Origin of the sequence: Marinomonas rhodophyticola (assembly GCF_026113935.1) — a bacterium.
GTDB classification, from domain to species: Bacteria; Pseudomonadota; Gammaproteobacteria; order Pseudomonadales; family Marinomonadaceae; genus Marinomonas; species Marinomonas rhodophyticola.
Map to the genome: position 1 here is coordinate 167,715 of NZ_JAPEUL010000011.1, position 22,826 is coordinate 190,540.

25 protein-coding genes and 3 pseudogenes are annotated in these 22,826 nt (G+C 44.5%); 18 read left to right on the top strand and 10 right to left on the bottom strand.

Going from position 1 to position 22,826, the window contains the following annotated elements:
• Window positions 1-62: 62 nt before the first annotated feature.
• Window positions 63-584: a DoxX family protein gene (locus ONZ52_RS20370; RefSeq protein WP_265220487.1), complete on the bottom strand. Its 522-nt coding sequence runs from the start codon at window positions 582-584 to the stop codon at window positions 63-65.
• A gap of 281 nt (window positions 585-865) precedes the next feature.
• Between ONZ52_RS20370 and ONZ52_RS20375 the strand changes: the two genes are divergently transcribed.
• On the top strand, window positions 866-1,291 hold the full coding sequence (locus ONZ52_RS20375; protein ID WP_265220488.1) for a GNAT family acetyltransferase: 426 nt from the start codon (window positions 866-868) through the stop codon (window positions 1,289-1,291).
• An 8-nt stretch (window positions 1,292-1,299) separates the two neighbouring features.
• Here the strand turns inward: ONZ52_RS20375 and ONZ52_RS20380 are convergent, their stop codons facing one another.
• The 3 genes from ONZ52_RS20380 to ONZ52_RS20390 form a co-directional block, all read right to left on the bottom strand.
• The gene (locus tag ONZ52_RS20380; protein ID WP_265220489.1) at window positions 1,300-2,277 is read right to left on the bottom strand and encodes a 2-hydroxyacid dehydrogenase; all 978 of its coding nucleotides are present in this window, start codon (window positions 2,275-2,277) and stop codon (window positions 1,300-1,302) included.
• A 1-nt stretch (window position 2,278) separates the two neighbouring features.
• Window positions 2,279-3,238, bottom strand: coding sequence for a sugar kinase (locus ONZ52_RS20385; protein WP_265220490.1), 960 nt, complete (start codon window positions 3,236-3,238; stop codon window positions 2,279-2,281).
• Window positions 3,239-3,402: 164 nt separating this feature from the next.
• Complete coding sequence (locus ONZ52_RS20390) at window positions 3,403-4,419, bottom strand: LacI family DNA-binding transcriptional regulator (protein ID WP_265220491.1); 1,017 nt, start codon at window positions 4,417-4,419, stop codon at window positions 3,403-3,405.
• Between the two features lie 134 nt (window positions 4,420-4,553).
• On the opposite strand from ONZ52_RS20390, the gene ONZ52_RS20395 reads away from it, so the two are divergent.
• The 3 genes from ONZ52_RS20395 (at window position 4,554) to ONZ52_RS20405 (ending at window position 7,066) form a co-directional block, all read left to right on the top strand.
• Window positions 4,554-5,627, top strand: a complete 1,074-nt coding sequence (locus ONZ52_RS20395; RefSeq protein WP_265220492.1) for a zinc-binding metallopeptidase family protein — start codon at window positions 4,554-4,556, stop codon at window positions 5,625-5,627.
• 119 nt (window positions 5,628-5,746) lie between these two features.
• A complete protein-coding gene (locus ONZ52_RS20400; protein WP_265220493.1) occupies window positions 5,747-6,091 on the top strand; it encodes a DUF6172 family protein in 345 nt (114 codons plus the stop codon).
• Between the two features lie 243 nt (window positions 6,092-6,334).
• On the top strand, window positions 6,335-7,066 hold the full coding sequence (locus ONZ52_RS20405) for a DUF2076 domain-containing protein (RefSeq protein WP_265220494.1): 732 nt from the start codon (window positions 6,335-6,337) through the stop codon (window positions 7,064-7,066).
• Window positions 7,067-7,165: 99 nt separating this feature from the next.
• On the opposite strand, the gene ONZ52_RS20410 is transcribed toward ONZ52_RS20405, so the two are convergent.
• The 3 genes and pseudogenes from ONZ52_RS20410 to ONZ52_RS20420 all read right to left on the bottom strand — a co-directional run bounded on the left by ONZ52_RS20410 (window position 7,166) and on the right by ONZ52_RS20420 (window position 9,420).
• A complete protein-coding gene (locus ONZ52_RS20410) occupies window positions 7,166-8,125 on the bottom strand; it encodes a multicopper oxidase family protein (RefSeq protein WP_265220495.1) in 960 nt (319 codons plus the stop codon).
• Window positions 8,126-8,478, bottom strand: a pseudogene (locus tag ONZ52_RS20415) (multicopper oxidase domain-containing protein); the annotation flags it as partial. It lies immediately after the preceding gene.
• A gap of 69 nt (window positions 8,479-8,547) precedes the next feature.
• A complete protein-coding gene (locus ONZ52_RS20420) occupies window positions 8,548-9,420 on the bottom strand; it encodes a LysR family transcriptional regulator (protein ID WP_265220497.1) in 873 nt (290 codons plus the stop codon).
• Between the two features lie 144 nt (window positions 9,421-9,564).
• Here ONZ52_RS20420 and ONZ52_RS25625 point away from each other — a divergent pair.
• A pseudogene (locus ONZ52_RS25625) lies at window positions 9,565-9,933 on the top strand (DMT family transporter); the annotation flags it as partial.
• 71 nt (window positions 9,934-10,004) lie between these two features.
• The gene (locus ONZ52_RS20430; RefSeq protein ID WP_473482356.1) at window positions 10,005-10,394 is read left to right on the top strand and encodes an EamA family transporter; all 390 of its coding nucleotides are present in this window, start codon (window positions 10,005-10,007) and stop codon (window positions 10,392-10,394) included.
• A 3-nt stretch (window positions 10,395-10,397) separates the two neighbouring features.
• On the opposite strand, the gene ONZ52_RS20435 is transcribed toward ONZ52_RS20430, so the two are convergent.
• A complete protein-coding gene (locus ONZ52_RS20435; protein ID WP_265220500.1) occupies window positions 10,398-12,233 on the bottom strand; it encodes an ABC transporter ATP-binding protein in 1,836 nt (611 codons plus the stop codon).
• A gap of 193 nt (window positions 12,234-12,426) precedes the next feature.
• On the opposite strand from ONZ52_RS20435, the gene ONZ52_RS20440 reads away from it, so the two are divergent.
• From ONZ52_RS20440 to ONZ52_RS20465, 6 genes are all read left to right on the top strand, one after another.
• On the top strand, window positions 12,427-13,677 hold the full coding sequence (locus ONZ52_RS20440) for a cystathionine gamma-synthase family protein (protein ID WP_265220501.1): 1,251 nt from the start codon (window positions 12,427-12,429) through the stop codon (window positions 13,675-13,677).
• A 139-nt stretch (window positions 13,678-13,816) separates the two neighbouring features.
• Entirely contained in the window at window positions 13,817-14,623 is an 807-nt protein-coding gene (locus tag ONZ52_RS20445) for a transporter substrate-binding domain-containing protein (protein ID WP_265220502.1), read from the top strand.
• A gap of 144 nt (window positions 14,624-14,767) precedes the next feature.
• Window positions 14,768-15,712 carry an amino acid ABC transporter permease gene (locus ONZ52_RS20450; RefSeq protein WP_265220503.1) on the top strand — a complete coding sequence of 315 codons (945 nt, stop codon included), beginning with the start codon at window positions 14,768-14,770 and terminating at the stop codon, window positions 15,710-15,712.
• Window position 15,713: 1 nt separating this feature from the next.
• Window positions 15,714-16,451, top strand: a complete 738-nt coding sequence (locus ONZ52_RS20455; RefSeq protein ID WP_265220741.1) for an amino acid ABC transporter ATP-binding protein — start codon at window positions 15,714-15,716, stop codon at window positions 16,449-16,451.
• Between the two features lie 63 nt (window positions 16,452-16,514).
• The gene (locus ONZ52_RS24910) at window positions 16,515-17,033 is read left to right on the top strand and encodes a LysR family transcriptional regulator (RefSeq protein ID WP_321160390.1); all 519 of its coding nucleotides are present in this window, start codon (window positions 16,515-16,517) and stop codon (window positions 17,031-17,033) included.
• The gene (locus tag ONZ52_RS20465) at window positions 17,033-17,380 is read left to right on the top strand and encodes a LysR substrate-binding domain-containing protein (protein WP_265220504.1); all 348 of its coding nucleotides are present in this window, start codon (window positions 17,033-17,035) and stop codon (window positions 17,378-17,380) included. The genes ONZ52_RS24910 and ONZ52_RS20465 overlap by 1 nt, the downstream gene beginning before the upstream one ends.
• A 42-nt stretch (window positions 17,381-17,422) precedes the next feature.
• Here ONZ52_RS20465 and ONZ52_RS20470 read toward each other — a convergent pair whose 3' ends face one another.
• Complete coding sequence (locus ONZ52_RS20470; RefSeq protein ID WP_265220505.1) at window positions 17,423-17,848, bottom strand: YebG family protein; 426 nt, start codon at window positions 17,846-17,848, stop codon at window positions 17,423-17,425.
• Between the two features lie 126 nt (window positions 17,849-17,974).
• Between ONZ52_RS20470 and ONZ52_RS20475 the strand changes: the two genes are divergently transcribed.
• The 6 genes and pseudogenes from ONZ52_RS20475 (at window position 17,975) to ONZ52_RS20500 (ending at window position 22,011) form a co-directional block, all read left to right on the top strand.
• Window positions 17,975-18,454, top strand: a complete 480-nt coding sequence (locus ONZ52_RS20475; protein ID WP_265220506.1) for a mechanosensitive ion channel family protein — start codon at window positions 17,975-17,977, stop codon at window positions 18,452-18,454.
• Window positions 18,444-18,848, top strand: coding sequence for a hypothetical protein (locus tag ONZ52_RS20480; RefSeq protein WP_265220507.1), 405 nt, complete (start codon window positions 18,444-18,446; stop codon window positions 18,846-18,848). The genes ONZ52_RS20475 and ONZ52_RS20480 overlap by 11 nt, the downstream gene beginning before the upstream one ends.
• On the top strand, window positions 18,845-19,519 hold the full coding sequence (locus ONZ52_RS20485; RefSeq protein WP_265220508.1) for a DUF1439 domain-containing protein: 675 nt from the start codon (window positions 18,845-18,847) through the stop codon (window positions 19,517-19,519). The genes ONZ52_RS20480 and ONZ52_RS20485 overlap by 4 nt, the downstream gene beginning before the upstream one ends.
• 9 nt (window positions 19,520-19,528) lie before the next feature.
• On the top strand, window positions 19,529-20,008 hold the full coding sequence (locus tag ONZ52_RS20490; RefSeq protein WP_111608392.1) for an FKBP-type peptidyl-prolyl cis-trans isomerase: 480 nt from the start codon (window positions 19,529-19,531) through the stop codon (window positions 20,006-20,008).
• Between the two features lie 256 nt (window positions 20,009-20,264).
• Window positions 20,265-20,633 (top strand): hypothetical protein, encoded by a 369-nt coding sequence (locus tag ONZ52_RS20495; protein WP_265220510.1) that lies wholly within the window; start codon window positions 20,265-20,267, stop codon window positions 20,631-20,633.
• Between the two features lie 3 nt (window positions 20,634-20,636).
• Window positions 20,637-22,011 (top strand): annotated as a pseudogene (locus ONZ52_RS20500) (class II fumarate hydratase).
• Between the two features lie 83 nt (window positions 22,012-22,094).
• Here ONZ52_RS20500 and ONZ52_RS20505 read toward each other — a convergent pair.
• Window positions 22,095-22,796: an aspartate/glutamate racemase family protein gene (locus tag ONZ52_RS20505; RefSeq protein WP_265220511.1), complete on the bottom strand. Its 702-nt coding sequence runs from the start codon at window positions 22,794-22,796 to the stop codon at window positions 22,095-22,097.
• Window positions 22,797-22,826: the final 30 nt, after the last annotated feature.

A 22,826-nucleotide genomic window follows, 5' to 3' on the forward strand; every position in this document is an offset into this window, starting at 1 on the left:
CGTTTGAGCATAAAAGGAGCCAAGTTGAAATAGGCTCCTTTTTTATACTTTTTCGTACCGCTTTAGAATTGCTTTTTAAGTAGGCGATCTAGCGAGAAATAACCGCCACCAAATGCGGCGATTAATAACGCGCCAGCAGACCAAAAAATAGACGCCAGTTCGGCTTTTAATTGTACCGAAGTCAGAAAAGCACCGCCGCCATCAGCTAAACGTTTGACGCCATTAGCAGTAAAAAATTCACTGCCAGCGTTCAGTGCCTCTATGCCTGCTTGAGTTAATAATGCATCACCATAAGGATGAGCGAAATGGAACCATAAGGTGATGGCTAACATGACGGCATTGGCTAGTGCGATGGGGCGCGTTAGCAAACCTGCCGCAATAAACATACCACCAAAAAACTGCATGCCAGCTAGCATGGGAGACCAAAGCCAGCCAGGATAAAAGCCTAGGTTTTCTACAAAACCGACTTGAGCAAAGGGAGCGACTATTTTTGGCCAGCCTTCAATAACAAGCATGCCGCCAATAATAATACGGAACAATGCCCAGCCAAATGGTTGAGCAAACACATTGTAGAAATTGCTCATAAATGGTAGGTATAGGTGGTTTTTTTCGTTCTTAAAGACAGGTAGATTGGACATGTTTTCCCTCTCGACGTTGGTCGTTTCCATAGGTGGTTTTGATAAGCAAGAGAATAGCATTAGGTATTTTTATAGTGCTGATTTGGATCAAACTATTGCTGTTCAAATGAGATGAAATGGAAACTTAATTTTTAGGCGAAATCGTCCTTTTAGTCTAAAAAACGTTTTTATGGTGAAATTTAGAAGTACATTGGCGTAGTCCCATTACAAAGTAGGCGAGATGTAGCGTGAAGATTCGAATGTTCGATAATAATGACAGGGAGCAAGTGGTTGCTTTGTGGCATGCTTGTGGCCTTGTGGTTCCGCAAAATGATCCGATCAAAGACATCGACAGGAAGCTTAACGTCGATCCTGATTTATTTTTGGTGGGTCATGTAGGAGATGAAATCATTGCTACTGTGATGGGCGGTTATGAAGGCCATCGTGGTTGGATTAATTATTTAGCGGTAAAACCGTCGCACCAAAGAAAGGACTTTGGTCAAGCGATAATGCAGGCTGTGGAGGCTCTGATAAAAGCCAAGGGCTGCCCAAAAATCAATTTACAAGTTCGTTCTTCTAACGAAGCGGTGATTCGGTTTTATCAATCTTTAGGTTATGGCGTAGAGCCTGTGATTGGCATGGGTAAGCGCCTAGAAATAGATTTAGACAGATAGCCAATAGGCTATCTGTTCAACAAATGCTGATTGGCGCAGTTCTGCGAGATATCGCCATTAAGCGCATTGATCAGGTTGTTCACCGCGCAAGTAATCATAGCAAGACGGGTTTCTGCCGTTGCTGAGCCGATATGTGGGAATAAGACTGCGTTGTCGAGTTTACAAAGCGGTGAATCGCCAGATAAAGGTTCGACTTCAAAGACGTCTAAACCCGCCGCGCGAATAGTGCCATTGCTTAAGGCGTTGATAAGAGCCGCTTCGTCGATCACTTTTCCGCGAGAGCCATTAATAAAAATGGAATTTGGCTTCATCATAGCAAATTCTTTTGCGCCGATTAATCGTTCCGTTTCGGCGGTTAATGGCGTCATCACACAGACGAAGTCGGATGTTTTCAGCAGTTCTTCCATCTCCATATAGGCAGCATTTAAGTCTTGTTCGGCGTCCAGTTTGCGACTCCGGTTGCTGTATTGAATCTTCATATCAAAACCAAAATACCCTCGTTTGGCGATGGCATATCCAATACGACCCATACCAATAATGCCAAGGGTTTTACCGTGTACGTCTGTGCCATACAAGGCTTCACCTATGTTGCTGGTCCAGCGACCTTCACGTACCATGTTAGATAGCTCAACAGCACGGCGAGCTGCACACATGATAAGTGTGAACATGGTGTCGGCTGTGGTTTCATCTAATACCCCTGGTGTGTGCATTAATGGAATGCCACGCTCGGTGAGGTAATTCAAGTCGTATAGATCTGTACCAACGGAAATCGTTGATGCGGCTTTAAGCTTAGGAGCAAGGTTCAATAGTTCTGCACTCATCTTCGTGCTTGTGCCTATTAAGCCTTCTGCGTCGGCAAGGGCCGCTTTAAAGGCCTCTTTGTTGTCTTCATTGATGCCATTGAAGAAGGTGACATCAAATTGTTCCTCGAGTCGATGGCGCTCTTCTACTGGAATGTCTCGGTATAAAATGACTTTTTTCTTCATTTTATGACTCCTTTTCTAACTGGTTAAGTATGGCTCTAGTTGGCAAGCCTTCGCTGTCGCCACGCACTTGCACCGTTAAAGAGCCTAGCAGATTGCCGCGACGAGCAGATTGCTCCATTGTTTTCCCTTCAAGCAACGCCGATATCACGCCAACGGCAAAGCTATCACCAGCCCCCACCGTATCGACCACTTTTGTTACAGGAAAGCCAGCGACGGTGCCAGATTCTCCCTTACTGGTTTTAAAGTATGCGCCTTTGCTACCAAGCTTGACGATAACGGTTTTGACGCCATGCTGGAGATAAAAGTCTGCAATCACTTCAGGTTGGTCACTACCCGCGAGGATTTTGCCTTCTTCTATACCTGGTAGAACGATGTCACTGGCAAAGGCAAACTCATTAATGGTTGCCACCATGGTCGCTTGATCTGGCCACAAAGTAGGGCGCAAATTGGTATCAAAAGACACGCTACAACCTTGTTCTTTGGCTAGGTTTAAGGCGTGCTTTGTTGCTTCACGCATTGTGCTAGATACTGCTATCGAGATGCCCGTTAGATGCAAATGGGTATCCGTTTTGAATAAATTTTCGTCAATGTCTGTCGTGCTTAACGTGGAAGCAGCCGAATTTTTGCGGAAGTACTCGACCTTAGGATCGCTGCCATCGGTGACATTGGATTTCAGCATAAAACCAGTAGGGTGACTGGTACTTTCAGAAATCCAATCCGTACGAATGTTTTCTTTGCTGATCGCTTGGCGAATAAATTGACCAAAACTGTCTTTGCCTACCTTGCTAATGTAGCTGGCTTCAAAACCTAAACGTGCCATACCAATAGCGACATTGACTTCCGCCCCAGCTAAAGAGCGATGAAACTCTTCGATGTCGGCAAGTTGTCCCGGTGTTTTCGCCACAAACATGGCCATGGCTTCGCCAAGCGTGACAAAAGAGGGTGTTTGATTGAGTTGCATTTAGATTGCCCCTGAAGAGTTTGTGTTTATGGAGGTCAAATAAGTCTTCGATGAAAATATCATGGAATCGATTCCATGAATAGAGTTTGTGAATCGCTTTTAAAAAATTATATGGTTGTTTTTTAATCATATAATTTTTATTTAAATGTTTTTTTGTAAAGGCACTAGGTGGAATGACGAATAACGAGTTCGGCTTTGAGCTTTATGTGCTGCGGGGCTTCGTTGTTGCCTTGAACTCTAGCAAGCAATCGCTCGCAAGCGGTTTGGCCTATGAGTTGTGTGGGTTGACGCATGACGGTGATGCCGCCTTCGAATAGTTGTGCCCATTCTGGGTCGTCTATGCTGATTAAACCAATTTGCGTGCCGATGCGAATGTCTAGCTGTTTCAAGGCTTTCGCTGTGCTCATCATGGCAACACCGTTGGTGGTGAAGATGGCTTTTTTGCGATTTGGATGAGCGGCGATAAAGTTTGTAATGACCTTGACTAATAAGCTGACGCTCATCTTTTCGATTTCAATGACATCGCAGGTTATGTTGTCGTTTTCTTTGGTGAAAGCTTGAATGGCGTCGACCCTTGCTTGGCGAGGATCAATGGCGATGGATTCGGTAACCACTAAAATAGAGTCATAAGCTTGGGCTTGTAGGTGCTCGCAAGCCTCTTTTGCGGCGGCTTCGTTGTCGAGTCCGACCGTATCGAAGCCGAGAGAAGTATTGATTCTATCGACTAACACCAAAGGGCAAGAGATGCGCTTTAAGTTGCTGACTTGTTTTTGTGCCATGCCAGCCGTGTTGACGATGATGCCATCGACTCTGTGTGCTTCGAGCAAGGATAAATAACTGTCTTGTAAGTCTTTTTTGTTATCTGTATTGCAGACCATCAGCATGTAGCCTTCACGGCGACAAACGTGCTCTATTCCTTGTAACACATCGATAGAATAAGGGTTGGTCACATCCGCCAGTAATAATCCGATGAGTTTTGAGTGTCCAGCTCTGAGCATGCGAGCCGAATGGTTAGGACGAAAATCAAGATGAGCAATGGCTTGCGCGATTTTTTCTCGCAACTCTTCTGATAATTTGTCTTGTTCCCCGTTAAGGTAACGTGAAACACTGGTCTTACCCACTTTGGCGTATTTTGCCACATCTGAAATGGTGGTGAAGCTTTTGTTATTTTTCTTCAGCAATGTGTTGTCTCAATGGCTAGATTAACGGAAAGAACATCCATACGCGCAAATAAAGAGGTAGGCGTTTTTCCGTACTGTAAACTATGATCCTAGCGGGGCGCAATTATAGACAGTCTTTTAATAGCAGGAGCACTATGAAAATTTTCAGCTGCCAGCAATGTGGACAGACGGTGTTATTTGAGAACACTCATTGCGAGCAATGTTCGTCATCATTAGGTTTTTTGCCAGATCAATTGGTGATTAGCGCGTTAAAGACAGTTGATAATGCTTGGTATGCGATGGCGGATAAATCCATTCCTGCAAAGCGTTGGTACTACTGTGAAAACCATCAACATCAAGTGTGTAATTGGATGGTGGAAGAAGGCGGCAGTACGTTTTGTGTTGCGTGTGAATTGAATCGCCATATTCCCAATTTAAGTAAAATAGAAGAGCGTCAGGCGTGGCAGCAGTTAGAATTTGCTAAGCACCGGTTGGTGTATTCTATATTGCGTCTTGGTTTGCCATTAATCAGCAAGAAAGCAGAGCCGGAAGACGGTCTGTCATTTGATTTTATTTCCGAAAATAATCAAGTCCCAGAAGATGCCAGTGCGATGACAGGGCATGCTTCTGGACAAGTCACGATTAATGCGGCCGAGGGAAATTCAGTTGATCGTGAACAAATGCGCGAAGACATGAATGAATCCTATCGAACCGTTATTGGCCATTTTCGTCATGAAATTGGGCATTATTATTGGGATCAGCTAATTGCAGAAGATGAACAGTGTTTGGCCGATTTTAGGGTGCTTTTTGGTGATGATCGAGAAAGTTACGCCGATGCATTAGAGGCGCATTACAATGCGCCAAATCCAGATTGGCAGCAATCTTTTGTGAGTGTGTATGCGTCTTCACATGCTTGGGAAGATTGGGCCGAAACTTGGGCGCATTACCTGCATATTGTTGATACCCTAGAAATGGCCAGTGATCTTGGTTTGAGTCTGCAACCCGTTGCTTCGAATCGACAAACGCTTGCCGTGATGGTCAATATTGATCCTTTTCGACATGACAACTTCGATGATATTTTAGCGCAATATGTGCCGTTAACCTTTGCGGTGAATAATCTTAATCGTGGCATGGGGCAACCGGATTTGTATCCTTTTGTGTTGGTGCCCGCGGTGCGTGAGAAGTTGGCATTTATTCATCGTTTGTTGAGATCTTATGTAGCGGAGTAAATGGTTGTCTGGACATTTTAACGACTTATTAATGGCTGCAAAGTGCGGGATCCGCTATCATGCTCGGCAATGGGAGCATGATGGCCTCATCTCCTGACCTTTAATCCTTTAGGATCCTAATGAAAAAGACCTTTAAGTTATCTCATCCCACCATCAAGTACCCACGTTTAGTTGAAGCAACGAAAAACGAAGTCAAAAAATATCTAAAAAGAGAGCGCAATAAAACATTGCCAGAATACGCTGACTTTTGGGGATTTGATTGTCGCTTTGGTCAAACCGAAGCCTTGGCTGAAGAGATTCATGTCGCGCAAATCAATGAAAAAATCAGCTTGGCTGAAAGCCAAGAGTGGACTGAGTTTTACCTTGAAATTCTAGCGGTACCAGCACAACGTACAAAACGTGATCATGCTAATGAGCAAGAAGATGAAGACCTAGAAAACAAAGAGCATGACGAAGATCGATAAGCATTGCGACTAGATCATAAACATTAAACGCCAGATCATATCTTGATCTGGCGTTTTTGTTTTCAGCCTAGTGCATTGTTTATTGAACGCAACTAAGTAAAAATCTTAACTCATTTCAAGATCTTGTTTCCTTTTTCCTGACTCTTTAATCACTTGTTCGCGTACTGTGTGACCTTATTATTGGAGGATCGCAGGCTGACTTTTTAAGATGTCTGCTGACTATTGTGTAGTGGAGGCAAGGGCATGAATAACGATGCAAGTGGTTTAATTGATAGTTTGTTTGAGCGTATTGAGACGGCAGAAAAAAACACCGGAGAGCGAGACAAAGAAGCAGAAGCACAGATTAATAAACACCTAGTGGCAAATCCTGCCGCACCGTATTACATGGCGCAAACCATCATTATGCAAGAAGCCGCGTTAAAGCAGCTAAATGCTCGGGTAGAAGAGTTAGAACGCAATGCTTCTGCCAAGCCGAGTTCTGGCGGCTTTTTATCCGGGTTGTTTGGTGGAGATCAAAAAACATCACAAAGCAATACTCAACAATCGGCTTATCAAAGCTCGGTGCAATCGCAATCTCGTTCTGGTTGGGGAAGCGGTAACGGCTTTCAGCGAACGACTAACCAGCAGCCTAATAATCAAGCGTATAACCAGCCACAAAGTAGTGGTCGTGGCAGTCGCTTTTTAGGTGGCGCGTTGCAAACCGCCGCTGGTGTGGCTGGTGGCATGGTGGTGGGGAATATGTTGATGAATATGTTTAGCCATCATTCTGAAGCAGACATGGCCAATGTTATTAATGAAACGTCAGCTAGCCCTGACCTTGGGGCAGCGACAGAGTCAGATCAAGGTGGTTTTGGTCAGGCGGGTTTTGATCAAGCTAATATGGATCAGAGTGACATTGACTCTGGTGTTTTTGATCAAGGCGGATTTGACGACATGGGTGGTTTTGATGATTTTGGTAGTGATGACTTTATTTAGTCATGAGTGCTAGCTAACAAAAAACCTGATTAACTTTTGTTTATAATTGATCAGGTTTTTTATTGTCTTTTTTTGGCGTTTTAGGAAGATGTTGTCGCTTTAAGTCACTTCAACAAAGCTCATAAAGCCTGTTTTTAGGTGCTCGATGATGTGGCAGTGATACATCCAGCGTCCTGGGTTATCGGCCACTAATGCAGCAAGCACTGTTTCGTTTTGATCCAGTAAAACCGTATCTGTATGGAACGGCGTGATGTCTTTTTTATTCGATTTTAAAACTGTGAAAGTATGGCCATGTATGTGAATCGGATGATGATACTGGGTTAAATTAGACAGCTCAAAAATATATGTTTTCCCGCGTTCTAGTGTGGCAAGAGGGTCAGGAATGTGGCCTTTTGACATGCCTTCCCACGAACGACGATTCATTGTCCAAAAGTTGTAGCTGACTTCGCCATCTTTCTCAATCGGCGTTATGTTTGCGTTCCATTCGAAAGCAAATTTAATGGTTTCCGCGTTATCTAAATCTGGAGCAGGAATGGGGTTGAGTGGCAGCTTAGGTAAGCTACGGTCTTTAAGCTGGCTCGCCACGGTTTTGATGGTTACCATGGGTTTACCCTTGTGCTTAAAGGTGACCATTTCTCCGACCTTGTTAGGCGCGATTACACCAAGATCAAGGCGCATTCCTGGCCCTATTGAGTGCTCAGTTAAGGCAATTGGCTGAGCAATTGGATTACCGTCAATGGCAATGATTTGTGCTGCAGGATCGGTTGAGTTTATTTGATACATTACGGTGTTATCGACGTTTAAGAAACGTACTCGAATCGCTCCGCCAGCAGGCACGTTATAGGTTGGGTGTATCTCACCGTTGATCGTCATCACTCGACCAGGTGTGCCCATACGAAAGGCATTTTGTGGCGTCGTTAATGCGGTAAATGAACCATCGTCTTTGATGTGCCAGTTTTTCATGCAAAGCACCAGATCTTCATCAAAGTCTGGCTTCTCCGCTTCATCAACAATTAGTGCGCCAACCAAGCCTTTACCAAGCTGTTCGACACTGTTCATGTGCGGGTGATACCAGAAAGAACCCGCGTCGGGCGGTGTGAACTCATAGTCGAAGGTTTCGCCGGCATAATTGGTGGTTGGCTTAAAAACGGCACACCATCCATGGCAATCGGGATTCTCATACCATGCCAATGAATCGTGGTGGGTTCGTTTAACTTGTTGATCACCCGAATACGAACGGGCTGATGTTGCTTAGCGCGAATCACTGGCGCAGGATAACCGCCATTAAAGCAAAGTGCAGGCGTGCTGCCGCCAGATACAATGTCCACATCGGCTGGCGCAACGATTAATTCATAGTCGAAACCCGCAGACGGTGTAGCAGCAAGAAGGACTCTAGGTAGTGTACTTGTCATAGCGACTAAAAGGCTGGATTTTATAAAATTACGTCTGTTCAAAACGGTCTTTCCTATGGTTTTTGATGATTATTCGCAATGATTGTTTTGTTTAATCATCTGGGTGAAAGCGTCTAAAGCGGGAAAATGGCCACCATCATTGCGCCAAATAAAGCGATTTTCAATAGCTTCTAATTCTGCAAACTCATATCCGACTAATCCCATGCCCGATTGATATTGCTCGTAGATGCCTTTTGGAACCAGTGATATGCCGCTTCCAGCGCTAACACAGCCAATAATGGTGCCGTAGCTGGCGATACTGGTGATGGGCGCTTTTACCTTGTTTTGGCTTAGCCACGCTACCAATGCAGCTCGATATGGACAAGGTTCTGGCCACATGAAGATGGTTTTTCCTTCTATATCCTTCGCGGACTTGATTGAATCGGCAGAGGCGGAGGAAATGAGCACTAGCGCTTCATTGAAGAAAGTGGTGCTGTCTAAAAAGGGGCGATCAATATCAACAGCGACAATGGCACCATCTAGTCTGTGATGCTGTATGTCGTCTACAAGTTGTGACCAAGTCCCTGTTTTAAATTGCAGCTCAACGTTTGGGTATTGCGCGTGAAACTTTGTCAGCGTCGGTGGTAAACGACTGGTTGCCGAGGACTCAATGGCACCAATGCGCAGTGGGCCAGAGGGTTCAGACGTTGGATCAACGGCTCGTTTAGCTTCTTCTGTTAGCGCCAAAATCTTTTCCGCATAAGACAGAAACACTTCACCTGCTGGCGTAATGCGTAGGCCGCGCCCTTGTCGGTAAAACAGCGATACCTTTAGCTCTGTTTCGAGTGCTTTAATTCTTGCGGTCACATTAGAGGGAACACAGTGCAATGCTACAGACGCTTGTGCCACGCTGCCAAGATTGGCGACGGTTTTAAACATTCGGATTTGAGCGAGTTCCATCATTCATTCCAAGTGAATACTGATCTCAGTATTCGTTAATTGTTGTATCGAGCCTTTCTCTTAATACTAACCCCTTCTTTGATGGCGAGTGAACGCAAAATAGGGTGATGTATGAAAAAAGTGAAAGGAAAGGTGGCCATTGCGGCGATGTTTGTGGTGCTGTGTTGGGCGTATTCACCGATTGGTATTCATCTCGGTCTAGCGTCATATTCACCTGGTCAGTTGGCGCTATTACGCTTTATCATCGCCTCGATTTTTATGGGAATAGTGGCGATGTATCAGGGTGTGCAAGTGCCGAAAGTGAAGGATATTCCCTTGCTTTTTGTGCTTGGTTTTTTTGCCGTGGCCTTGCATCACATTGCGTTAAATTTTGGACAACGAGGCGTGAGTGCGGGGGCGGCGAGTGTGTTAGCGCAATCGACGCCGATTTTTACCGTGATTATTTCGCGTTGTGTTTTAAAGGAACGGATTAATGCATGGCGTTGGTGCTGTGTATTCGGCGGCATGACAGGCGCGCTGATGGTAGTGATTGGCGACAAAGGCATTGGTAATATCAGTCTTAATGGTTTGTTGATTCTGGTGGCAGCGTGTTCTTGGAGTGTGTATTTTATTCTGCAAAAACGTCATTCGCAGCGTTACAGTACTTTAACTTTGGTGTGTTATACAGTGTGGACTGGTACGGCGGTTTTGCTGGTATTTTCTCCTGGTTATTGACCTCGATGCAGGCTTCGAGTATTCAAGTGAATTTTGCTGTGTTGATGTTGGGTGTCTTTCCGAGCGCCTTAGCGTATGTGGCTTGGGCTTATGTGTTGTCGCACTCAGAAGTCAGTAAAGTATCTATTGTCCTGTATTTGATTCCGCCGACCGCCATGCTGATGGCGGCGTTTATGTTGGGTGAGTTGCCTTCTGCTTTGGTACTGCTAGGTGGCGCCATTGTTATTTTGAGTGTGCTGACAATGAGTTTAGAAAAGCGTTAAGCGTTATTTATAACCTTGCGCTTGTAAGGTAAATAAATGCGCGTATTGGCCTTGTTGTTCGAGCAGTGATTCGTGGGTGCCGCGCTCTTTGATTTGTCCATGTTCCATGACAATGATCTCGTGAGCCAGACGTACCGTGGAAAAGCGGTGAGAAATCAGAATCGCCATTTTGTCCTTGGTGTGTTCTTGAAAGTGCTGGAATATATTGGCTTCGGCCTGGGCATCCATGGCCGCCGTCGGCTCGTCTAATACTAGTATATCGGCGTCCTCACGCATGAAAGCACGCGCCAAGGCGATTTTTTGCCATTGTCCTCCAGACAATTCTTGTCCGCCGCGGAACCAGCGCCCCAGTTGGGTTTGGTAGCCTTGTTCTAGCTCATCAATAAAGTCAGTGGCCTTGCCAAGCTCAGCGGCCTTTTTCCAACCGGTTTGATCGTTAAATCGGTCGTTATCGCCCGCGCCGATATTTTCACCCACAATAAATTGATAACGCACAAAGTCTTGAAATATCACGCCAACACGTTTTAGCAGCGCGCTTTCTTCCCATTCCAGCAAGTCCAAGCCGTCTAGCAAGATTCGCCCTTGGGTTGGGTTATAAAGACGAGTCAGCAGTTTGATGAGCGTGGTTTTACCTGAGCCATTTTCACCGACAATCGCGAGGCTATGGCCAGGACGAATGTGGAGGTTGATGTTGGCAAGGGCCGGTTTATCGTTACCTGGGTATTGGAAAGAGACGTTTTCAAAACGAATGCCATCGTTTGGTATGGGTCCAACTACTTGCCCTGTTGTTGCAAGTGGTGTTTCTTGCTCTAGGTATTCGTAGAGGTTGGATAAATATAAGTTATCTTCGTACATGCCGCTGATGGCGGTAAGTGAGGCGGAAACCGAGCTTTGTCCTTGCTTAAATAACAGCAAATACATGGTCATTTGACCCAAGGTGATCGCACCGATAATAGTATCGCTGACGATCCAACCGTAAGCCCCATAAAACACCAGGGTGCTAATCACGCCAAGGGCGAAGCCCCAACTTTCACGGCGTAAAATGAGGCGCTTACTTTCTTTGAATAGCTTGATGAATATTTCTGTATAGCGCTGTAAAAAGCGGTCACCCAATTGATACAGACGAACTTCTTTAATGTTGTCTTCTCGCGCCAGTAGCGTTTCTAAATAGTTTTGCTGGCGAACCTCTGGTGAGCGCCAACGAAACATCAAAAAGGCATCGCCAGAAAATTTGGCTTCAGCGATAAAAGAAGGCAAGGCGCCACAGACCAATAGTGCCAATGCCCACGGTGAAAAGTGCCATAGCAAGACGGCAAAGCTGGATAACGAGATGGCATTTTGTAGTAGGGCAAACGTTTTATTAACCAGAGCAAGCGGGCGGCTGGAGGCCTCGCGACGGGCGCGAACCAGCTTGTCGTAAAATTCAGAATCTTCAAAATGGGACAGGGTTAAGCTTTGGGCTTTTTCTAAGATCAGTAAGTTTACTTTTTGTCCCAATAAACCTTGCAAAATAGCTTGTTGGGCGGTTAAAGCGCGTTGCGCGGCGGCAATGACTAATACCAACATGCCTTCCAATAACACATAGTTAAGCGCGGTTTGATAATGCAGTATTTGATCTTGTTTGTAGCTTTCCATAGCCGCCACGACGGCATCTACGATCAATTGCCCAACATACGCCATGGCCGCCGGAGTGACACCGGCAATCAGAGTCGCCAATGCCAAGCCTATCGTTAATGCAGGCGAGGTTTTCCACACCAAATCGATGGCGCGACGACTATAACGAAAGACGCCGAGCATGTTTTTATCGACGGTATTTTGAGGGGAATCAGCGGGTTTCATTAAAGATCCTAGGCGTCAGGAAATAGATACGAAAGAAAAGATAGTATAAGTCATTATGCAATGGTTTTATCCATTAAAAAAATCGACCCTTAGTGCTGGATAAGATGATTTCTCGCGTTTATCTCGTTTGGCTATAGTGGAAGCCAATGGAATTTTTATTGGCTGTTCAGTCGTTGAATGTGAGAAATGTATAATGAGTAATAAATTGGCGAAGTCTGCCCTTGATCAAGCGGGAAGTGGCACACGGTCTGTATGGAGCGGCGAGCAGGTAAAGCATCCTTACCGTGCCACGCAAACGCCGATTGTCGCCAGTGCAGCATATGGCTACCAAGATATCGATGAATGGTACGATGTTGCGTTGGGTGCGGCCCCTGGTTTTATTTATAGCCGTATGAGCAATCCTACCGTAGAAATCTTAGAAGCGAAAATTTGTGGCTTAGAAAACGCTGATTCCGCTGTTGCATTCAGCACGGGCATGGCGGCAATCAGCAGTGTACTGTATACCTTTTTATCAAATGGCTGCCGTGTAGTGTCGACGAAAGACAGTTATGGCGGTACCAATAAAGTCTTTGAAGAGTTTTTACCACGTATGGGGGTGAGCGTGACGCTTTGCGAAACGCACAGTCATGAGCAAATCGAAGATGAAATTGCTAAAGGCTGTGATGTTTTATATTTAGAAACCCCAACCAATCCTACCTTGAAAATTGTCGATGTAAAACGCCTTGTGGTAGCGGCTAAAAAGGTCGGTGCCTTGGTTATTGCGGATAACACTTTTGCGACGCCCTTGAATCAAAGTCCTTTGGCATTGGGTGTGGATATTGTTATTCACAGTGCGACCAAGTTTTTGAGCGGGCACGCCGATGCCATGGGTGGTTTGGTGTGTGGCTCTGAGGATTTGATGGCAAAGGTTCGTCATTATCGAGAAATCAATGGCGCATCACTCGATCCGTTTTCGGCGTATTTGATTATTCGTGGCATGAAAACCTTGGCGTTGCGGATTCGTCAGCAACAAAACAGCGCACAAGCGATTGCGGAATATTTATTGACGGAACCCTTGGTGGAAGCGGTGAATTACCCAGGACTACCAAACCATGTGAATCATGCTATTGCCTGCGAACAGATGCGAGGTTTTGGTGCGATGGTGAGTTTTGTTTTAGTGGGTGGTATGGATACGGTGAAAATCTTATTGCCGCAATTACAGTATGCCCATTGCGCTGGTAACTTGGGTGCGGTCGAAACCATTTATGGACCTGCTAGAACCACCAGCCATGTGGAAAATACCTTAGAAGAGCGTTTGGCGCTGGGCATTTCTGAAGGTTTAGTGCGGATATCTGTGGGGATTGAAGACACTGACGATTTGATCGCGGATCTACAACAAGCGTTTAAACGAGTTAGGGGGCTTTCTCTTGAAAACTCTGACTCGCTTTCATGCTGTACAAAATGAAAAAACACGGGAGTACATTAGTGTTTCACTAGGGACTGTTAGTGGCAACTCCTGTATTATGCGCCGCTATGAAATGGCATTAAGATCAGATACGTAAATAACTTAGGGTTCGTTTTTACATAAACTGGGGACATAAAATATGAAAAAATTAGTGATCGCTGCCATGGCTTTGTGCAGCGCAACATTGGCATCAGCGTCGGATAATGCGTTGTGGGAAAAATCCACCCTGAATGAAATTTTAAACCGTGGCGAGCTTCAAGTTTGTGCTGAAGCGGGTTACATGCCGTTTGATATGCGAGATAAAAGTGGCAATATTGTTGGCTTTGATGTGGACATTGCTAAGTCTATGGCAAAGGCTATGGGCGTCAAAATTGACATTCGTAACACGGCTTGGGATGGCATTATTCCAGCTTTATTAACGGCAAAGTGCGATATCATTATTTCAGGTATGACGATTACGCCAGAGCGTAACTTGAAAGTGAACTTTACCGATCCTTACATAGTGGTCGGTCAAACGATTTTGTTGAGTCCTAAGTTGCAAGGAAAAGTTAACAGCTACAGAGATCTTAACGACGCAAAATATACTATTGCCACAAAATTAGGTGCTACTTCGGACTATGCCGTAAAAAGATACATGAGCAAAGCTAAGTTGAATCTGTTTGAAACGGAATCTGAAGCCGCTTTAGAAGTGGTGAATGGTAATGCCGATGCGTTTGTGTATGACTTGCCATACAACGCAATTTATGCGGCGCAAAGTAAAGGTAAGGTATTGCATTTAGATGAATCCTTTACTTTTGAACCGTTGGGTTTTGCGATTCGTAAGGGCGATCCAGACTTTATGAATTTCTTGAATAATTACCTTGCTCAGATCAAAGGCGATGGCACTTACGACAAGATTTATCAGAAGTGGTTTGAAGGTGATTCTTGGTTGAGCACTATTCAGTAATATGAGAAACACACAAAAAGTGGCGCAATATTGCGCCACTTTTTATGCATTCTTGCTTGAGACAATCTTTCATCACTACTGCACTCATGACATTGTGAAAAGGTTTTTTTGAGTTAAAAAAATACGACGGGGAACTTCTCATTGATGGAAAAACAATCTCATTTGCTTTTGTGGAAAGCGGTCTTTGTTCTAATCATCATAGGATTAGGCTTTGGCATTTATGCTGGCAGCAAAAGTATTGATTACACTTGGCGCTGGGAGCGTATTCCACAGTACATCATTAATACCGAAGCGACAACGGTTCGATCGCCTTTTGATGGTTCTGCAACGATTGAAAAGGGAAAGTTGATTGTTACTTCTGATTATGGTGATGATCCATTAGTGATCAAAAAGTTTGATAACTTACTGGTTAGTAATGGCGATTTGGTGTTTGAAGGTGATCCAGTTGCCGAAGTAGAAAACTGGAATATTGGCCCGCTCACGTGGGGGCTGGTGATGACATTACAGTTGTCTGTGGTCTCTTTAGTGTTTGCCGTGGTGATTGGCCTATTTGCAGGACTGGCTCGAATTTCGTCCAACCCCGCGTTGCGTTATTTGGCAGTGACTTACATTGAACTGATTCGTGGTACGCCATTATTAGTGCAGATTTTTATCTTCTATTTTTTTATCGGCACGGTATTGGATTTAGACCGTTTTACCGCTGGTGTGGCGGCTTTATCTGTATTTACTGGCGCCTATATTGCCGAAATCGTGCGTTCTGGTATTCAATCTATTAGCCCAGGTCAAATGGAAGCGGCGCGTAGTCTAGGGATGAATTACGTTCAAGCTATGGTCAATGTGATATTACCGCAGGCGTTCAAACGAACTTTACCGCCGATGGCTGGACAATTTATTAACCTGATCAAAGACTCGTCTCTGGTATCGGTTATTTCTATTACTGATTTAACCAAGGCTGGTCGCGAAGTGGTGAGTTCCACGTTTGCGCCATTTGAAGTGTGGTTTGCCGTGGCGCTGATGTATTTAGTGCTAACCGGTGCCTTGTCTTGGGCCATTCAGCGTCTTGAAAAGAGGTTATCTGCCAGTGACTAATATGACCGATAAGAGCATCATTCAAGCTCGTAATATTGAAAAGATTTACCCGAATGGCTGTCATGCTTTAAAAAATGTTTCTCTCGATATTAATCGTGGTGAAGTGGTCGTGATTATTGGGCCTAGTGGCTCAGGTAAGTCGACGTTTTTACGTACTTTGAATCAGTTGGAAACCATTTCTGATGGCACGATTCATATTGATGAAGTGAGCCTGACAGACAGAAAAACCAACATTAATAAGGTGCGCGAAGAAGTGGGCATGGTGTTCCAGTCCTTTAATCTTTTTCCACATAAAACAGCGTTGGGTAACGTGGCATTGTCGCCCATCAAGGTGAAGAAAAAGCCTCGCGCAGTCGCGGAGCAAGAAGGCCGTGAGCTACTCAAAAAAGTAGGCCTAGCGGAGCGCATGAATAACTACCCATCACATTTGTCTGGTGGTCAGCAACAGCGTGTGGCCATAGCGAGAGCCTTGGCTATGCATCCGAAGATTATGTTGTTTGATGAACCGACCAGCGCGCTTGATCCTGAAATGGTTGGGGAAGTGCTGGACGTGATGAAAAGCCTCGCTCGTGATGGTATGACCATGGTGGTGGTCACTCATGAAATGGGCTTTGCCCGTGAAGTAGCGGATCGCGTAGTGTTCATGGAAGAAGGTGAGTTAGTGTTTGAAGAAAGCCCTGAGCGCTTCTTTAGTTCTGACAATCCGCGTTTACAGCGCTTCCTTGGTCAGGTTCTTTAGTTTTGATGACACATCTTGGCCGCCATCATTGGCCAAGATTCTCTCCTTTATTGGGTATTCATCATGAATAAGAAATCCCTTCCGCCATTAAATTGGCTACATACCTTTGAAGTATCGGCGCGATGTCTTAATTTCACTCATGCAGCGGAAGAGCTATGCTTAACCCAAGGTGCAGTGAGTCAGCAAATTCGTTTGCTGGAAAGTCATTTGGGGGTGTCGTTATTTAAGCGTTTACCGCGTGGCTTGAGTTTAACGGAAGAAGGGCGCTCTTACTTTCCGGTAGTAAAAGACGCGATTTCTCGTTTGGCGGTTGGCACGAACGAAATATTTTCCCAACAGGATAAGCAGCTCATCAAAGTCTGTGGCAGTTTGTCGTTCTTCTCTCACTGGTTGGCGCCTAAACTTGCCAGTTTTAGTGTCGCTTATCCCCACTATGGCATTCGTTATGTGAGCAATATTTGGGTGCAAGCCTTAGACGATGAAGAGGATATGGAAATTCGCTGGGGGCATGGTGAATGGCCCGGGTTGATCTCACAACGGCTTACTTGGGACAATCTTGTACCGGTGTGTTCCCTGAACTGATGGCACGATTACCTTTGCGAGAACCCGCGGATTTGGTGAATCATTCACTACTGCATGTGATTGGTTACGAAGAAGGTTGGGGTTACTGGCTGAACATTATGGGCGTGGATAACGTTGACTCGTCAATGGGGATGCAGTTCGATACGTTAGTGTCGACATTGCGCATGGCGGAACTTGGTCAAGGTGTGGCTTTAGGCCGTTCTTCTATGGTGCAAGAGATGCTGAGCGAAGGTAAATTGGTCGCACCATTTGGACAAACGGTCGAAGCTAGCGAATCCTTTTACTTAGTACGACGGTCTGGCGCGCAATTGCATCATGCTGCGAATGTTTTTTTGATTGGCTGGTGAAACAGGCCCATAGGCCTTAGTTAAAAACATTAAGATGCCGCATTACGCGGCATCACTTTCCGTAAAATCGACGATGTCATCGTGATCAAACACAACGTTACTGTCCTCTTCCTCGTACAGCGCGTCTTCGTCAGGTTCGATGACCAGATCTTCCAGCGTTTTTTTAGGTGCCGATTCTTTCAGATCAAGTTGAGCGCTAGCTTCTTTGCGGTTGGTTTTTTTCGGTTTCGCTGTGCTTTTCTTTTTGTTACCTAAAATATCCAATAGCAGGTCTTTTTGCTCGGCTAAATACATGGATAAGGCTTCTTTCTTATCATGATCTCCGGCTAGTTGGCTTTGATCTAAAACCTCATACAGTGCTTCTGCGGTATCCAACAGTTTGTCATAGGCATCGGCTTCGGCTCTTGAAGTAAAAGTCATTTTTTCTATTCCATCGCGTTCTACAACATATTTGATAATGACAGGCATGATCCACCTCATGAAAAATAATACTGTATAAATGTACAGTATTATTTGTTTCTCTGTCTAGTGCTTTTGTTTGTTGATTTAGGCAATGATTGATAAAGTTGCGTTCTTGCTAAAGGAAACACTTTTATGGCCGTTGATTTTTCTCAGATAGACTTCTCCATTTTAATGGATCACGTTGAGTTTGTTTTGACGTTTACTTGGATTTTATTGTCCTACATCGTTCGACGTTATACGAAACGTGCAATTCGCCTCCACCAAAAACTTGAACATGATAAGAAACGTCAACGGATTAATACGGTCGATAACATATTCAACCTGCTGTTAGTGGTTGGTTTGGTGCTTATCTGGTCATCTGAGTTACAAAATATTGCCATTTCCATTGCTGCCTTCATGGTGGCGTTGGTGATAGCCACGAAAGAGTTTATTGCCTGTATTGTAGGCGCGTTTTATCGAGCGAGTACTCGACCGTATCAAGTTGGAGACTGGATACGTATTGCAAACTATGAGGGCGAAGTGACGGACAGTGACTGGTTGTCGACCACATTGTTTGAAGTTGACTTGAAGGGGGAGTTACACTTACACAGGGCGTACGACCGTGGTTCCTAATAGCGTTTTATTATTGAATACGGTTCAGAATTTGAACTATATGCGACGTTATGTGACACATACCTTTTCCATTTCTCGCCACTCAGACGACGTCAACCTGTTTACGATTAAAGAGCAAATTTTGGATAAAATTCGTCAGTATAGTGAGCATTTTCATGAGGTTGCGATTCGTTATAACAGCCTTATTGAGAAACGTTTAGACATTAAAATATCTGGCCCTGAGCCAAGAGTTCGCATCACGACAACCACAGAAGGTTACAATGTTTTTACCATTTCATTATTTTGTCCAACCGATGAAGCGGTGGAGATTGAGCAAAAAGTAACAGAGGATTTTATGAGTTTTTGGTATGAAAGGCGCCACGTTAATGCGACGACCATGGAGAAAGAAGAATGAAAGTAATTCGTAGATTGGCGATTGTTGCTTTGTGCTCCACGTCTTTGTTTTTAGTCGGCTGTAACAGTTTTAGTATTAGCGAAGTCGATATGAACAAAGAAGTGGAAAAACAGTTAGCGGAACAGCAAGAAAACCACATTACGCTTTTTTTGAATGGCAATACATTGAATTTAGATTTACTGGTGACAGGGGCAGACATTGATTTCACCGAGCGCGATGGTGGTTTAGTTTTGGTGGATATGACCAGTAACATGACTGGCACATTAAAAGCGTTTGGTCAGACATTTTCCGTTACCACAAAAGTGAACCCGTCGTTTGAATCTGGAGTGCGTATCGAGGAAGATCGTTTGTATTTGGTGGCACCAAAAATCACCCAAATTGACGTTGAGGGATCTAGCTTTAATGAAAAAATGTTGCGTTCTACATTGGGGTCTTTGCATGCAGACTTTGAAAAGTCCCTTGTAGAGTATTTCGATCAGCATCCCGTGTATGTGCTAAATCATTCACCCTCTGAAAAAACCGCAGCGGCCTTAGTTAAAAATATCATTATTACAGAGGATTCATTAGAGCTTTCTATCTTTTTAGTCAATAACCATCTGGTGAAGGGTCTAGGTAAGTTGCCTTGTTGCCCTTATAATGCCGCAATAATTAATGCTCGAATTTTAGAATGAGGAAACAGCATGTCAATTGCAGACAATCAAGTCGTTCAATTTCACTATACTTTGCGTCATGGCGAAGAGTTGCTCGAAACCTCTGCGGGTAAAGAGCCAGCGGCGTATTTACATGGCCACGGTAATGTTATTCCAGGACTTGAAAAAGCGATGGAAGGCAAAGAGGTCGGTGATGAATTTGAAGTAACGGTTGCTTGTGCCGATGCTTATGGTGAGCGCCATGAAGATCGTCAGCAACAAGTGCCAGTCAAACATTTACAAGGCGCGAAACGCTGGAAAGCGGGAATGGTTGCTATGGTTCAAACGGATAAAGGCATGCGTCAAGTGACGGTTGTGAAAGTTGGATTGAAACACGCTACAGTTGATTTGAATCACCCATTGTCTGGCAAAGACCTGACTTTTAATATTCAAATCGTAGCTTCTCGTGAAGCGACCAATGATGAAATTGCTCATGGTCATGCCCACGGTGTAGGCGGTCATCACCACTAAGAGTGACGCACTCTAAGTATTGAATGATGCTGAATAGCCTCTGTTACGCATTACGTAGCAGGGGCTTTTGTTTTTTTACGCTTTTGTATTTTTTGGGTGGGCCTGAGAATGATTGATTTTAATCAAGTAATCGCAACAAATAGTAAAATTTAATAAGAATCGTTATCAACAGCTTGACAGATCTTGTCTTCATGCACATTATTGATAATAGTTATCATTTATATTGTTTGTTGTGTCATTTTCAGAGGGCGAAGTGATGAGTCATTATTTAGTGCCATTTTCAGTACTCGAGCAAACCATTCAGGGTGGCCAGTGTGCAGATTCCCCAGAAGTGCTTTATCATTATTTAAACCTAACAGAAGAGTATGCTGAACGATTGAACATTACCGATGCAACCTTGTTACATCAAAGAGTGTTCAATGTGTTGCTAGACACGGTTTGTGATACCAGCCTTGCTCCTCATTGGCGTCAGACCTGTTTAGATAAGGTGTATTTGCCCTTATCACATCTCAAGCATTTAATTGTCACCTATCAAGATGCCAAGAATTACTTCAAGATGGAACATAATTTACGAATTTTGAGCCATTACTTTCTTTCTTCTTTTGAACAACAAGGACAATATTAAAGAATGAGTATGCGTATTGAAAAAGACAGCATGGGGGAATTAGAGGTCCCAGAGAAGGCTCTCTATGGCGCTCAAACACAGCGAGCGATTAATAACTTTCCTATCAGCGGTGAGCCATTACCTGAGGCGTTTATTCGTTCTCTTATCTTAATTAAGGCGGCTGCGGCAAGGGCAAATGAATCTCTTGAATGTCTGACGCCTGAGATGTCTAAAGCGATTCAACAGGCCTGCGATGAGTTGTTAAATGCCGATAATTTAATGCGGCATTTTCCGGTTGACGTTTTTCAAACGGGATCTGGTACCAGCTCGAACATGAATGCCAACGAAGTGATTGCTACATTAGCGAGTGCATACCATGGTTCGGTTGTTAATCCTAATGATCATGTGAACTATGGTCAGAGTAGCAACGACGTTATCCCTAGTGCGATTCATGTGAGTGCTACGTTGGAATTGACGGGGCATTTGTTGCCCGCGTTGGAACATTTAAAAACTGCCATTCTTGAAAAAGGCGATTCGCTTGCTGGCTACACAAAAACGGGACGCACTCATTTGATGGATGCGATGCCAGTGCGATTGGATCAAACTTTCCACGCGTGGGCGGCGCAGTTGCAAGACAACATCGACAACTTAACCTACTTAGAAAACAAAACCACCCAACTTGCTCAGGGCGGAACCGCCGTTGGTACTGGTATAAATGCTCATCCAGAGTTTGCCATTACTTTTGCTAAAGAGCTGTCTGATCTAACCAAGGTGACGTTTGTACCAGGAAAAACTTTTTGCCCTGATAGGCTCTCAGGACACGGCAGTGGCTTTGTCTGGTCAATTAAAGGCTGTGGCAGTCACTTATATGAAAATTGCCAATGATCTACGTTGGATGAACTCTGGGCCATTGGCAGGGTTAGGTGAAATTACATTACAAGCCTTGCAGCCAGGTTCGTCAATTATGCCGGGCAAGGTGAATCCGGTGATACCAGAAGCCACGGCTATGGTAGCCGCACAAGTGATTGGTAACGACGCGGCGATTACTATCGGCGGGCAATCGGGGAATTTTGAATTAAACGTCATGTTGCCCATGATTGCTAAGAACCTGCTAAACAGCATCAAACTACTGGCAAACAGCGGACAGCTTTTAGCCGACAACGCTATTGCTACGCTCAGTGTGAATGAAGATAAATTGAATCAAGCGCTGCATCGTAACCCCATTTTAGTCACGGCTCTTAATCCCATCATTGGTTATGCCAAAGCCGCTGAAATCGCCAAAAAAGCTTATAAAGAAGGTCGCCCAGTGGTGGATGTCGCCGAAGAGGAAACGGATTTAAATCGAGGTGAATTGTTGGCTCTACTTGATCCAGCTAAGTTAACTCATGGAGGAGTCTAGGGCTGAATGAAAAGGTTTCCTTATTTGGTTTTTCCCTTTCCAAATAAGGAAAATCAGCCAGCGTCCGCGCTGGCTGATTTTATTCAAAATAGAGTCTTTAACGCTTCATCCACAGCGGTTTTAGCGTGAATGTAAGTAGTATCAAATAAAGGCACGGTGACGTGTTCTTGTTTTAATAATAGGGTGATTTCCGTACAGCCTTCGATGACGGCATCGGCACCGGCGTCTTGGAGTCGATTAACGATGTCGATATAGATCTCTCTCGATTCAGGAAGAATTTTCCCCAAGCATAATTCTTCGTAAATAATTCTATGTATCTCGTCTCTGTCTTGCTTTGATGGCGTGATGACCTCTAAACCAAATTGTTCTTCTAATCGTTTAATATAAAAGGCTTCTTCCATTGAATAGCGGGTGCCGATAAAGCCAACTTTTTGATGCTTTTGTCTAACGAGTTCTTTGGCTGTTGCATCGGCAATGTGCAGCAAAGGAATTTTTACGGCACTTTGAACAACATCAGCGACCTTGTGCATGGTGTTAGTCGCAATAAGAATGAAATCAGCCTTAGCTTGTTCTAAACGTTTGGCCTCAGCGGCGAGAATTGCTCCTAACTGTGACCAGTCACCTTGATGTTGCAAGCGTTCAATTTCAGCAAAATCGACACTGGATAACAGTATTTTAGCGGAATGCAAGCCACCAAGTTTCTGTTTTGTCAGCTCGTTGATGTTTTTGTAATACAGAGCCGACGACTCCCAACTCATTCCCCCAATAATGCCGATGGTTTTCATTCTGCGTCCTTTAGTTTTTATCTTGAATCC